Annotated in this window: 9 protein-coding genes; 8 read left to right on the forward strand and 1 reads right to left on the reverse strand. The window is 59.8% G+C overall.

Features of this window, described 5'->3' with window-relative positions:
• Positions 1 to 157 precede the first annotated feature (157 nt).
• The 8 genes from galE to FBZ89_RS00990 all read left to right on the forward strand — a co-directional run bounded on the left by galE (position 158) and on the right by FBZ89_RS00990 (position 12,237).
• Positions 158 to 1,144 (forward strand): UDP-glucose 4-epimerase GalE, encoded by a 987-nt coding sequence (galE, locus tag FBZ89_RS00955; protein WP_145748164.1) that lies wholly within the window; start codon positions 158 to 160, stop codon positions 1,142 to 1,144.
• 291 nt (positions 1,145 to 1,435) lie between these two features.
• Entirely contained in the window at positions 1,436 to 2,401 is a 966-nt protein-coding gene (locus FBZ89_RS00960; protein WP_145748165.1) for an interleukin-6 family cytokine, read from the forward strand.
• A 227-nt stretch (positions 2,402 to 2,628) separates the two neighbouring features.
• Positions 2,629 to 5,031, forward strand: coding sequence for a glycosyltransferase (locus tag FBZ89_RS00965; RefSeq protein WP_145748166.1), 2,403 nt, complete (start codon positions 2,629 to 2,631; stop codon positions 5,029 to 5,031).
• A gap of 6 nt (positions 5,032 to 5,037) precedes the next feature.
• Entirely contained in the window at positions 5,038 to 6,165 is a 1,128-nt protein-coding gene (locus FBZ89_RS00970; protein WP_145748167.1) for an acyltransferase family protein, read from the forward strand.
• A 15-nt stretch (positions 6,166 to 6,180) separates the two neighbouring features.
• Complete coding sequence (locus tag FBZ89_RS00975; RefSeq protein ID WP_145748168.1) at positions 6,181 to 7,929, forward strand: glycosyltransferase; 1,749 nt, start codon at positions 6,181 to 6,183, stop codon at positions 7,927 to 7,929.
• Positions 7,926 to 10,340: a glycosyltransferase gene (locus tag FBZ89_RS31355; protein WP_145748169.1), complete on the forward strand. Its 2,415-nt coding sequence runs from the start codon at positions 7,926 to 7,928 to the stop codon at positions 10,338 to 10,340. Before FBZ89_RS00975 ends, FBZ89_RS31355 begins: the two co-directional genes overlap by 4 nt.
• A 45-nt stretch (positions 10,341 to 10,385) precedes the next feature.
• Positions 10,386 to 11,276: a radical SAM/SPASM domain-containing protein gene (locus FBZ89_RS00985; protein ID WP_145748170.1), complete on the forward strand. Its 891-nt coding sequence runs from the start codon at positions 10,386 to 10,388 to the stop codon at positions 11,274 to 11,276.
• Between the two features lie 76 nt (positions 11,277 to 11,352).
• Positions 11,353 to 12,237, forward strand: coding sequence for an FkbM family methyltransferase (locus tag FBZ89_RS00990; RefSeq protein ID WP_145748171.1), 885 nt, complete (start codon positions 11,353 to 11,355; stop codon positions 12,235 to 12,237).
• Positions 12,238 to 12,286: 49 nt separating this feature from the next.
• On the opposite strand, the gene FBZ89_RS00995 is transcribed toward FBZ89_RS00990, so the two are convergent.
• A complete protein-coding gene (locus FBZ89_RS00995) occupies positions 12,287 to 13,255 on the reverse strand; it encodes a GDP-mannose 4,6-dehydratase (protein WP_145748172.1) in 969 nt (322 codons plus the stop codon).
• Positions 13,256 to 13,300 lie beyond the last annotated feature (45 nt).

The following is a 13,300-nucleotide window of genomic DNA, read 5'->3' on the forward strand; positions in this document are numbered from 1 at the left end:
TTGACCATCCCTTGAATATTCCCCTTCACCCGCATCAACAGTTCTTCATGACCCCAACGACCATCTGGCCACCAGCGGGTTGGCTTTTTCGGACCGGTCAAGGGTAGCCATCTCGACCCTTGCCCATGGTTCAGCGCACGTGGAGATAATGAATTTAATGAACAAGATCCTGGTCACCGGCGGGGCTGGCTTCGTTGGAAGCCATACATGCAAGTCGTTGGCTGCGGCAGGCTTTCTTCCCGTCACCTATGATGATCTGTCCAACGGCGTGCGTGACGCTGTTAAATGGGGGCCTTTCGAACAGGGCCGCCTGGAAGATGAAGCGCGGGTGGCCGCGGTGATGCGGGCGCACCGTCCCATCGCCGTCATTCATTTCGCAGCCTTCATCGAAGCGGGCCAGTCCGTTCGGGAACCGGCGCGCTTCTACCGCAACAACATCGGTGGCTCCCTGGCGCTGTTGCAGGTGATGCAGGCACACGGGCTGGACAAGATCATCTTTTCCTCGACCGCTGCGGTATACGGGAACCCCCAATTCACCCCCATCCCGGAGCATCATCCCCTTGCTCCGGTCAACCCGTATGGCCGCGGCAAGCTGATGACGGAGAGCATCCTGGCCGACTTGGACGCGGCCCACGGCATGCGCCATGTGGTCCTACGCTATTTCAATGCCTGCGGCGCCGATCCGGATGGAGAATTGCGGGAAAATCATCAGCCGGAGACCCACCTCATTCCATTGGCGCTTCAGGCCGCCTATGGCCAGCGCGCCGACATCGCCGTGTTCGGCACGGATTACCCCACGCCAGACGGCACCTGCGTCCGCGACTACGTCCATGTCACAGATCTGGCAAGCGCTCATGTCCTTGCCCTGAAACGGCTTTTGGCCGATGGCGCGTCCTTGACCGCTAATCTGGGGACGGGACGCGGCTATTCTGTGCGCGAAGTCATCGCCGCGGTGGCCGCCGTGACGGCGCGCGACGTTCCCATCCGCCTGGCTGAGCGCCGGCCCGGCGACCCCGCGATCCTGGTAGCCGACGCGACCGTGGCACGACGTGAGCTAGGCTGGTCACCTCAATTCCCGGAACTGACGCAGCAAGTGCAGCATGCGGCCGTTTCGTTCGGCTATTTGGGAACCGGCGGCAGCTAGCGCGGCGGGCACGGGCAAGCCGTGCCCCGCTGCACCGGGCTAAGGTTATTGGACGCAGTTACCTTGACAGCGTTAGGACAAAAATGTCACGGTAGGGTATCTAGGGCACGAAAAATTACGCAACATCGCGGGTGGGGCATGCAGGCGATGAGGTGCGAAGATGCAATCTCGTAGTCAAGTCGCCATTCTCTCTAATGTCATTGGCATGCCATATATTGCCAGCTGGCAGCATGATGGCTTTCCCCACTTGTACTCTCCGTTCTTTTCCTGATATTTTACACAGGGTTTATAATGATTTCCGCCATCGCCAAAAGATCCCTTAAAGCCTTACTTATGCCGGTTTGGCGGCGCGTCAGTTACCGCATTGAGGTCCGTCTGGCTCCCACGCGGGAGCGCCTGCATCAGCTGGAACAGCAGTTGGCCCTTGTGCAGGCGCAGCAGCCATTCAACGGCGAGCATTTGGTCAACCGCATCATTGCCCTGGAAAATCGCTTCAATCATATCGAGCACAACTTAAATCAGCAGCAGCCACTCAACGGCCAGCATTTGGTCAACCACATCACTGCCCTGGAAAATCGCTTCAATCATATCGAGCACGACTTAAATCACAGGCTGCATGCCCTGTCCGGCGCCCTTAATGAGCTTCAGGCTCAGTGGCGTGTGTACGTCCCCAGCTTTGTCGGCGCCATCGCCGCTGTGAAGCGGTCGGGAACGGAGGCCACGTCCCTAGCGCAGCGGGTGGACCAACTCGCTACTGGTTTGCAACAGCATCAGGAAACCTTACAGGAGCGTGAGCAGGTGCTGCAGGCACACGGCCAGGCATTGCGGGATTTGGCCAACGCGACGGAGACCGTGCTGCAGAGATTGGAACATATTGGCGGTGCCCCTGCCCTGCAGCCAGCCATCGTACCGCCTCCCCTCCCCTTGCCTGTCATCAATGTCGCGCCCGAATCCGCCCGGCTGGACACCGCCCTGGAGGATATATCTGCCCTGGCGACGCGCCTGGAAAGCTTGGAAGCTCGACTGGACCAAAGTGTCCACGCGCTGCAGACGCATGTGAACGCCCAACCGGGTGTCGATGTGCAAGGGCTCAACAGCACCCTGTCGGCCCGCATCCACTCCGTGGGCTCCCAGACCGACGCGCTGAGCGAACAGCTGTTGCAGATCCGCCGTTCCCTGTCTGAAGACGTAAATGACCTCTGGCAGTTTGTCCGCGCTCATACCGCGCGCAATGAGGTCGCACTGCATCGGGAATAACTGCCTCGCACTCATGCAAAAGGCCTAAAGGCATAAGCCTTTTGTATGGGTGCGCAAGTAGATCACTCTAATGGCGGACCACACACTCCACCCTGCCGGGTGTTTTATTCCCATTCCCCGTTAATGATAACATGCTATTAGATGGGGAAGCTGCCCCATGCCAGACCGTTTTTGATGACTGACCGGCAGGCGTACGTATACCGATTAATAACAAATCTGTGGTCCAAATGCCCAAATACCTGAGTGCGTCTGAACTACTCGCGTTTGGCAAGGCGCTAGACAATCGGCAATATCTTAATCACCTGCATGAACAGCTTTTCTTACGCTCCGCCGAAGACATGGCCGTGGTTGAGCTTTTACGCCAGCTAGACGAGGGGACGGTCAGCCGCTTGGCCGCCATCGCGATATTGGCGGATAGCGCGGAAGGCGCGATCACAGCACACGTCTTCTATCATTGGCGGGATCTTCTCCATCCGGATGCGAATTTTCTGGCGGATCTCTATATGTTCCTGCTGGGTCGCGATATCGATGAAGACGGACGGGCCTTTTACCAGGGGCAGTTGGACACGTCCCTGATGACCCGGGCCGGCATTATTTTGAATATCGCCAAAGGCGAGGAGTGCCGGGCGCGGGCGCAGTCACGCGTCGCCTTGGATGGCCTCACTGAAAAGAATACGCGCCCCCTGGTCAATATCGTGATCGCCGACCGTGGCTGGATCCTGGAGCGTCTGGCGGGCGAGATCGAGCAAAGGCTGCCATATGTTACCGTGGGCGTGACGCCCGGATCAGCGCCCATACAATACTTCCTGCCGTATTCCGCGCGGCGCGAGGCCGCCCCCGGGATTAACATGGCGCTGTTCACCCACATGGAACAGGATCCCGCCATGCGGGAGCGCTTCATCCGCGCCTGCCAGGAGGTGGACCTGGCCATTTACATGTCAGACTTTTACCGCACTGCCGTGCAAACGAACGCCCGCCGCAGCGTGCGCATCACGCCGGGCGTGGATCCCCACGAATTTCCGCTGGCGCCTTTGCGTATCGGCGTGGCCGGCCGCACGTATGGCAGCGGCCGTAAGGGTGAGGCTCTGGTCGCCCAGCTGATGGACTTGCCGGGTATCGAATGGCACTTCTCGGGTGACGGCTGGCCTGGCCCCTGCGTCATGTATCCGGAGCATGAGCGCCACGCCTTCTTCCACGCCATCGACTATCTGCTGGTCCCCTCGCTGTATGAGGGGGGCCCGATGACGGCACTGGAGGCGTTGTCGTGCGGCAAGCCGCTGATCGCTCCGGAAGTCGGCTTTGTCAGCGAACTGCCGCACATCTCCTATCCTACCGGCGACGCCGTGGCCGTGCGCCGCATCCTGGTCCAGTTGGCGGAGGAGAGGAGTGCCAGAAGCCGCGTGGTGCAGCGATACAGCTGGAATGCCTGGGCCCACCAACACCACACGCAGTTCCAATATCTGCTGACCGGCGCCGACGCCGTACCCGACATCACCAAGGCGCCGCGGTCCGACGTGCTGCGCGCCGGTCTGGTCCTGCACAAGCCGGAAGGGGAAGGCCGTACGGGCGGCCCATCCCGCCGGGCGGTTGAAACCGCGGCGGCCCTGAACCGAATGGGTCACACCGCCATTGTCCACCATGGCGACCTGCCCAGCCCCGCCAGCGCCGACCTGGTGCATCTTTTCAACGTGTGGGAACCGCAAAGCGCCACCCAATTGCTGGAAAGCGCCCGGCGCCGGCATCTGCCGACCGTGTTCTCATCCATTTTCATCGACCTGGCCATGGACGGTGTCCAAAACCAGGCTACCGCTGCGTTTGAAGAGGCTCGCACCTTCGGCCAAGTGGAACAGGCGTTGGCGGGCTTGGGCGATCGGCACCGTGAAGCGATGGCCAATCGCCGACAGACCATCAGCCACGCCCTGCCAGGCTATGCCGAACAGGTGCAGCGCATGCTGGATCTGACCGATCATCTGGTCACCACCAGTGACTTTGAGTTCAATCTGCTGCGAACCTACGGATTTGATCTGCCGGCGCATTCCATTGTGCGCAACGCCGCCAGTGACCAGCTGTTAACGGCGGAGCCCACCAACCGTTTGCCGCCGGTCATCGCCGAAGGCGGATACATCCTGTGCCTAGGCAACATCGAGCCGCGCAAAAACCAATTGCTGCTGCTGCATGCTTGCCGCGATCTCGACCGGCCGTTGGTGCTTGCCGGCGGTGGCGGCCCCAGTCCCTACGGCAAGCTGGTTCAGCGCTTCATGACACCTTGGACGCACCTGACCGGCCATATCAACGATGACCGCCTGCTGCGAACTATCATTGCCAACGCCGCCGCCTTTGTGCTGCCCAGTTGGGCGGAAGGCGCCCCACTCTCGGCGCTGGACGCCGGCGCCCTGGGCATTCCCCTGGTGCTCAGCAGCCAGTCGTCCGAACGTGAGTATTTTGGCGACCATGGCTATTATTGCGATCCTTGGGATGTTGATTCCATGCAATCGGCTCTTCGCCAGGCTCTTGAAAATGATTCACCGGACAGCCGCCTGCGGCGCGCCACCTTCGTGCGGAATAATTTCAATTACGATCGGGTCGCGGATCAGCTAAGTGCTATCTATGCACGGATCACTGGGGGATGAATAGAGATGACGCGTAGGTTCGTTGCCCTGGACGGTCTGAGGGGATGGGCAGCCATAACCGTGTCCATGTATCATGGCATCCTGCAATTAAGCCCTGCGGCCCATGATAGCATGATGCGCCCCTTGCAGAGCGAGGACGGGCTCTATGCCGTGCTGTCGAAGCTGTCCCTCATGCTTTTCAACGGCAACGCCGCGGTCGTCATATTCTTTGTCTTAAGCGGCAAGGTGCTTTTCGACTCGCTGCAACGCACGGAAAATAAGCCGGCGGTCACCGCCTTGGCGTTCTCCGTGAAACGGCTGATACGGCTTTATCCCCCCCTCTGGGTGGCCTTGGCCATCTACGCCGGCGTCTTCATCGCCGGGACCCACCTGATGCCCAGCGTCTGGTCTGTTTATTTTACCTTTAAGCAGTTGTTGATCAATGCTTCATTGACCCAGGTAACAATGTATGGAGCGTCATGGACGCTGACGGCGGAGTTGCTGGCGATCCCGGTTTTGCTGGGAACCCATTTCCTGCACCGCGCGTTCGGCAGCGGCGGCGTTTTCCTGGCCGTGACCCTTCTTCTGGCCCTGCCCGGGACCGCGCTGCTGGCCCCCGTTCCCTATATGAGCGAGCATGCATTCCTGTTCGCCTTGGGCGGGCTGGTCAGCACCGACATGGGCGCAAAGTTGGGCCAGGGGCTTAGGCGTGTCCCGGCCATATTCATTCTGGCCTTGTTCCTGTCGTGGGTGATGTTCTTCCCGTACCAGCATGTCACCGTGGTGATCTGCCAGGGCTTCCTGGTTTTCCTGCTGATTTGCAAAATTTCCTATTCCACGGCTGACGACGACAAACTCGTCGCCTTCCTGTCCAACCGGCTTTCCCAATATTTTGGGGAAATATCCTTCAGCTTCTATCTTTTAAACCCTCTGTCACTGGAAATAGTGGAGCGCACTCTTTATTATTTCCTGCCGACATACAAGGAACATTATGTCGAATTCGGCCTGTTGGTCGGCCTGCTCGCCACCTTGATAACCCTTGCGCCCGCAGCATGGCTGTATCGGTTCGTTGAAATACCGACCATCAATATTGGCCGTAACATAACTGACTGGATAAAAGGCCGACAGCGCCCCTTGGAGAGATTCGTCTCGTAGGATCAAGGAATATTTATGATGGATTTAGCAGCGCAGGCTGGAAGTCACCCCCAAAGCATCGACGATGCACGTCGAAGAATTGTCTTTGTAAGCAACTTCTATCCGCCGGCAACGGTCGGCGGCGCCGAAGTCGTAGCCCACCGACAGGCGCTGGCGCTCAAGGAACGGGGGTGGGAGGTTTTCGCCTTCGCCGGCCAATTGACCTCAGGCGCGGCACCCGGGGGTACGCTCGTGACCGACGAGCAGGATGGCATTCCGGTCTACCGGCTGGAGATCCAGTCCCTTGATCCGGACTCAAACTTCAACTGGCCACTGGCCGAAGCCTATTTCCGCGCTCTGGTTTCCGCTTACGACATTAAATGGGTATTCTGCCACAACGTGATCGGCCTGGGGGCCGGCATCATTCCCCTGGCGCGCTCCATGGGCCTTCGCGTCATCACCACCCTGCACGACAATTGGGGACATTGTTATCGCGGCACCCGCCTGCGGGAAGATGGTAGTGTCTGCGACACTCCGCAGGAATGCTGGGCTTGCCACCCCGGAATCCGGATACCCAGCGGCGGTCGCCTACCCATACGGGTGCGGCGCGATTACGTCGCCTGGTGCCTGGAGCGGGCGGACACCCTGATCAGCCCCAGCCGTTTCACCGCCCGGTCCTATGACGAGGCCGGGGTGGCGCGTGACCGGATCAACGCCGTCTCCAACGGCATCGACCTGCACGCCATCCCGCCAGTGCTCCGCAGCGGCGAGGGCCCGATCAACTTCCTATGCGCGGCCTACATGGGAGAGCACAAAGGCATCCCTCAGTTGCTGGAGGCCGCGGAACTGCTATGGCGCCGTGAGGATTTACGCGGCCGTTGGACTCTATCCCTGGCGGGCGCGGGGCATTTGGCGCCGATGGTACGGACTCGCCTGGCCGCGAGCAAATTCGGCGACGCCGTCCGCTTCCTGGGCAAGTTACCACGCGCCGAGTTGATCCGTACCCTATCCCGGTCGCAGGCCGTGGTCCTCCCGTCCGTCTGGCCGGAGAACGAGCCCGTCATTCTGCTGGAGAGCATCGCCTCAGGCGCCGTCCCTATTGCGACCAATCTTGGCGGCAACCCCGAACTCATCCGCGACGGGGAAACGGGTATCCTGGTCGAGCGGGCGGACCCTGCCGCCATAGCTGCAGCCATGATTCATCTGATCGAGAATGGTCCCAGCCTGATCCCCATCCTCAGCGCCGCCAATCTCGCTCAACGGGACCGGTTGTCCGAACGCCATACGATGAATCGCCTGGAAGCCCTGTTGACCGATCCGCCGGCCCCCGCTCCCGCCCCTTTACCTATAATCATCTGCGGCGGCGGAGAACCCGACCTTGGCAGCAAAACATTAGTGAATACCCTGCACGACTTGCTGCCCGATACCCCTATTCGCCTTATCTGGCAGGATTGGGCGGATGCGCAGACCTGGAGCGGGGCCGTTGCCTATTGGCACTGGACGCGGGAGAGCGATCTGCTGCCTGCCTTCGAGCGGGCGGCGCGTTATGGCCTGCCCGTCATAACCCGAAGCGATCCGGATCTGGCCACCCGCTTCAACTGGGCAGCTGGACTTCATCACTATCAGCAACCTGAAGGTTTCGCAGCCATCCTCCAGCAGTTGCTGTCCACACCGCCCAGTGACCAGATGAAGCCGGAGGTCGCATTGTCCAAGTCCATCCTACGCGCCTACACCATGCTGCGGGACCGGCGTGACTTCCGCCTTGAGGCAGCGACACTCAAATGAAAAAATCCATCCGCGTACAAATCTGCAACGAACGCTTCCTGTCCCGCTTCGGCCTGGACCGCGTGCTGCTCCAGGCGGCCCACTATTTCCGGACCCAAGGGGCGGAGGTCAGCCTGGCGGCGTTACGGTACGATCAGACGCTGGTCGATTCCCTGGGCTTCAAGGTGGAGAAGGTCATCGTGCCCGAGGGCCTGGACATGCAGGCGACCGAGCGGCAAACGACACATCACATGCTGACGTCCTGGCTGAAGCAGCGGCCAGACGTTGTGATGGTCGGCGGTTGGCCATTTTTCGATTTGGCGTCAAAGTCGCCGGCCCTGGGTGTTCCCAGCTGCTATCCGGACGTAGGTGCCGTTCCCCACGACGGCTTGTCCGAAAACGCCACCAATGTGCAGCAGGAATTGCGGCGCATCCGCGCCCTGACGCAGCCCTTCATCAGCAGCGTGCTACCCATCAGCGATTTTATCCGTTTATCCCAGACGGAACGGGACCGGGGGCACACCCAGGGGGTGAGGACGGTTCTAATCGGCACGGATCATCTCGCCACGGCCCCTGCGGAACCTACCGGCACCCACGATGCGCTGCTGGCCCCCTTGCGTGACATCAAGGCGACGGGCGGCAAGCTGATCATCAATCTGGGTCGTTTCGAAGGAGAGGGGTACAAAAACTCCTTCACTAGTTTCACAACGCTGCGCAACGTACGTGCTGCCGGCATCGATGCCAGGCTGATTGTATTGGGACGGGCATCGGAATTCACGGTCCCACCGGACTTGGCCGGCGTGGTGCTGCCCATCGGCAATCCCAGCGATAGCGGTCTGCTGGCCATTATGCGGGAGGCGGATCTTGGCCTTACCACGTCACTGTGGGAGGGGTTCAATCTGCCACTGGCCGAAATGCAGAATATTGGCAAACCGGTGCTAGCCTTTGTGGCCGGCGCCCATTCCGAAGTGGTCGCCGACCCCTGGTTCCTCTGCGCCAATGTGGACCAGATGGCCCTCAAAGCGAAGTTGCTTCTGGGAGCCGACACGGACAAGGTGCCGTCGCGCCCTCTGCAGGCACTGGCACGGTACGTCAGACGCCTGCCATGGAGCGCAACCTTGGAGAACTGGTGGCAGGAAACAGTAACCCTGGCCCGGTACACGGCCTCCCCCCCCCCGACGCTAACCGGCCGTCGGCTGGTTCTGGTGGATCTGTCCAACAGTTGCCGCGACCCTGCCAATTCCGGCGTCATCCGTGTTTCCCGCCAGTTGACCAAACGCCTGCAACGCCATCCGGGTTTGGATGTGGTGTGCGTGCGCTGGGACAATGAAAGGTACAGCTACAGCCTGATCAATCCGGAAGGCAGCCACTTGGCCAACTACGCCGGGCCGCAGGATTATCATGGCATGTTCTACGATCCAACGACCGCCCACATCCAGGTTGATCGTCTATTATATGCGCCCGATCCCCGCCTGCCGCTGGCGCCCATCATGTTCATGCCCGAGATCTGCCTGGATGGCACCCTGGGTAGCCGGGTTCGCTGGGCTCGTGACCGGAATATGTTCGTCTCGACCATTCTCCATGACCTGATCGCCCACTATCACAAGCAATACTGCACCCAAGAGGTGGTCGATGGCTTCGCCAGCTACCTGCCGCCCGTCCTGCACATGGATCAGATCATCACCGTTTCCGAAATGAGCCTGACGGATCTGCGCCGGTACGTGAATGCACAGAAGGCTGAACTGCCGTTGAACACGCAGGTCGTCTGGCTACCGGCGCAGTTTTCCAATGTTCCGCGACACAGGCCGACGCCGGTGCCCGTCGGTCCGGAAATTCGCATCTTGTGCGTGTCCACGATCGAACCCCGCAAGAACCACCGGCGCCTGGTAGAGGCGTTCGGCCGCCTAGTCCGGCGTCGCCCGGATCTGTCTCTGCGTCTTACCTTGGTCGGCAACCGCTATGTCGGCGCCGATGAGTTGGCAGAACAGATTTCTGCCGCCGAACGCGAAGGTATCGCCATCGAATGGCGCGGCGTTCTGAGCGACCAGGAACTGCTCGCCGAATATGCGGCATCGCGCTTCACCGTCTATCCTTCCGTTTTCGAAGGGTTTGGCCTACCCATCATGGAAAGTCTGTGGCTGGGCAAGCCGGTCATCTGTTTCCAACGGGAAGTGATGGCGGAACTAGCGCAGCCGGGCGGCTGCCTGACCACCGACGTCTTCGACATCGATGCGCTGTCGGACGCCATGGAGCGCCTGGCGACGGACGACATCCTGCTGGCCCGCCTGCAAAGCGAATTGGCGGCCCGCAACATGTCTGACTGGGAAGACTATGCCATGGACATGGGCAATCTGCTCTATGGCCTCGGCAATCCCTATCCCACGCCGGCGTGGAGGCCTCATATGCGGGAGGCTGTCAGCGCTTGTGACTGACCCGGCACCGTCGCCCCCCATTGCCGGTACCGCTTGGAGGCTTCCATGATTGATGGTCGGTTGGAAACGCCGTTCGCGATTTTCAACATCGAACTGACCAACCATTGCCCTTTTCGCTGCGTGATGTGCCCGCGCACGCACAACATGAAACGTGACCAGGGCTATATGTCTTTCGAGGTTTTCCAACACGTTATTGACCAACTGGTCGACGCCAATCCTGATTACGCGCGCAATCATGGCGTTTGGCTGCATCACTTTGGCGAAAGCCTGGTGCATCCGGAGTTCGACCGGTTGATGGCCTATGCCGCGGGCCGGGGCGTATCCCCCGGATTATCGGTCAACCCGCTGATGCTGGCGCCGAAAATCGCCGAGCGGCTGCTTCTGGCCAGGCCGGCCAAGCTCTACTTGTCGCTGGATGGCCATGATGACGACAGTTTCGCGCGGATCCGTGGTGTGAAGGATGCCTACGGGAAATCGGTGGAGCGGCTGCTCGCCTTCCTGGAGATGAAGAAGGTCCTCAGCCCATCCACCCGCATCCTACTGTCAATGATACACTTCGACGCCAATATCGAGAGTATCGAGAAGATGCGCGCCTACTGGTCCAGTATTGACCGCATAGACCAGTTTCTCGACAAACCCTTCACCAGCTTTGATGGCAATACACCGGAAGTCACGGCCTTGAAGCAGTGGGACCGGATGCCGGAGCAGCATCCCGTGACCTGTCGTGTGCCGATGCAAAGCGTCACTATCACCTGGGACGGCGATGTCGTGCCCTGCTGTTTCGATTTTGACAAACGCTATGTACTGGGCAACGTCTTGATCGAGCCACTGTCGGCTATTTGGAATGGCCCCGCCATGCGGGCTCTTCGGCTTGAATTCCAATCGAATCGGGTGGAAAATCCTTTGTGCCGCAATTGCGAGTCGCTGCGGCAGTAATCCATCGCCTTGGGCGGGATGACTCCGGGCTGCGCAGTTCCGGACCTCCTTTAAGAGCCATGCCACGGAGAGGCTTTTGCTTCTGAATACGCTTAGAAAAATCCCAAAGTTATTTTCGGCAGCGCCTGTCGACACCAAGGTCGTAAAGGTGGGCACCCCCAGAGCCGGCTTCTTTGATTTTCACATTCACACGAGCAATGACAAATACATATCGCCGGAGTTGGAGAAGGACGGAATTTGGGAGTCCTTCGAAACGGAGATCTTCAGCCGGCTTTGCCGACCCGGCGAATTCATTCTCGACATTGGCGCCAACATCGGCTGGTACACCGCCATAGCCGCGCGCCTCATAGGCCCTGCGGGCCGTGTACATGCCTTTGAACCGGATCCGGCCAATTACGCCCTACTGCGCCGGAACGCTGCGTCACCCCCATCAAAGGCGAAGGTGCGCCTTTTCAACTTTGCCATTGGCGACAAGCGGCAAGCCTCGACACTGTTCCTGTCGCCCGTCAATCGCGGCGACCACAACCTTTTCGCCAGCCGAGAAAGCCGTCAATCGGTAACCATTGAAGTCCGCGCCCTTGACGACCTGCTTCTGGGGTGCAAGCACCTGCCAACGCTGCTGAAGTCCGACACGCAAGGGTCCGAGGCACGGGTACTGCGGGGTGCCCGCCGGCTTCTCGGCGAAGGCTGGCGTCCCAACATGATCCTGGAGTTTTGGCCATACGGCCTGCATGGCAGTGGGGATGACGCCGGCGCCCTGTGGCGCCAGTTGGACGACCTTGGCTACGCTACCTTCAAGCTGCTGGAAACGGAACCGCGCCTGACCCGCCTACGGCAGGACGACATGGCCTATTGGCTTGGGGAACGAATCCTCGTGGAAAATCGCGGTTTCATCAACCTGCTCTGCCTTCATCAATCCTCGGATCAGTTTCAGGTGCTGGCCGATCTGATTGATGATTAGAGCCGCTGCACTCAATCGGAACCGCGGCAAGCTCTATGTTTTGTCCGCATTAGCAGGCCGCCGTCTCAAGCTCGGTGGACATGAGTTCGGCGATGACGGCCGAGATGCCTTTTTCCGCTTTCCATCCCAAAAGGCGTTGGGCCTTAAGAGGATTGCCTACACTATGATCTATCTCTGACGGACGGAACAGGCTGGCGTCGACATCGACATGGTCCCTCCAGTTCAGGCCGACCGTTTCAAACGAAACGGCCACGAAATCCTCCAGTGACTGCGACTGCCCTGTGGCGATGACAAAATCATCCATCGCATCGCCTTGCAGCATCCGCCACATCGCATCCACGTATTCCGGCGCCCACCCCCAATCCCGGTAGATGGACAACCGACCCAGCCTCAACCGTTCACCGGACCCCCGGGAGATGCGCGCCGCGGCGGAGATGATCTTCCGGGTCACGAACTGTGACGGACGCAAGGGGGATTCATGATTGAAGAGGATGCCCGTGCAGACGGGCAGGCCATAGGATTCGCGATAGTTCGCCGTCATCCAAAACGCGGCCGCCTTGGCGGAAGCATAAGGGCTGCGCGGCTGGAACGGCGTCTCCTCAGCAGCGGGCAACGGCGTGTTGCCGAAGCACTCGCTGGATCCCGCGTTGAATAGCTTGGTTGGGATGTCCAGCATCCGCAAGCACTCGAGAATGTTCAGCGTACCGTTGGCGATACTGGCGAAAGTCTCGATAGGGACCTCAAAGGAAAGCCCCACCGAAGTTTGCCCAGACAGATTGTAAATTTCGTCTGGCCGCAGAATTCTTAGCGTCCGGAAAAGGCTGTAAAAGTCATCCGTTTGGATGGAGTGGATCTGTACGTCGTCATGGATGCCCAACCTGTCCAGGTTGGTGATCCGCTGATACTTATCACGCCTAGAAGAGCCATGAACCTTGTAGCCCTTGGACAAAAGATGCTTCGCGAGATAGGCGCCATCTTGCCCACTTACACCAAGTATCAAAGCCGTCTTCTGCTGCATGCTGAATCTCGTGGGGATATAAACGCAACCGGGGGCCCTGGCACC

The organism is Nitrospirillum amazonense (assembly GCF_007828045.1).
GTDB classification, from domain to species: domain Bacteria; phylum Pseudomonadota; class Alphaproteobacteria; order Azospirillales; family Azospirillaceae; genus Nitrospirillum; species Nitrospirillum amazonense_C.

Excerpts from the sequence above, each read along its gene's own strand:
- galE (WP_145748164.1), top strand. The coding sequence starts at position 158 with ATGAACAAGATCCTGGTCACCGGCGGGGCTGGCTTCGTTGGAAGCCAT.
- FBZ89_RS00960 (WP_145748165.1), top strand. The coding sequence starts at position 1,436 with ATGATTTCCGCCATCGCCAAAAGATCCCTTAAAGCCTTACTTATGCCG.
- FBZ89_RS00965 (WP_145748166.1), top strand. The coding sequence starts at position 2,629 with ATGCCCAAATACCTGAGTGCGTCTGAACTACTCGCGTTTGGCAAGGCG.
- FBZ89_RS00970 (WP_145748167.1), top strand. The coding sequence starts at position 5,038 with ATGACGCGTAGGTTCGTTGCCCTGGACGGTCTGAGGGGATGGGCAGCC.
- FBZ89_RS00975 (WP_145748168.1), top strand. The coding sequence starts at position 6,181 with ATGATGGATTTAGCAGCGCAGGCTGGAAGTCACCCCCAAAGCATCGAC.
- FBZ89_RS31355 (WP_145748169.1), top strand. The coding sequence starts at position 7,926 with ATGAAAAAATCCATCCGCGTACAAATCTGCAACGAACGCTTCCTGTCC.
- FBZ89_RS00985 (WP_145748170.1), top strand. The coding sequence starts at position 10,386 with ATGATTGATGGTCGGTTGGAAACGCCGTTCGCGATTTTCAACATCGAA.
- FBZ89_RS00995 (WP_145748172.1), bottom strand. The coding sequence starts at position 13,255 with ATGCAGCAGAAGACGGCTTTGATACTTGGTGTAAGTGGGCAAGATGGC.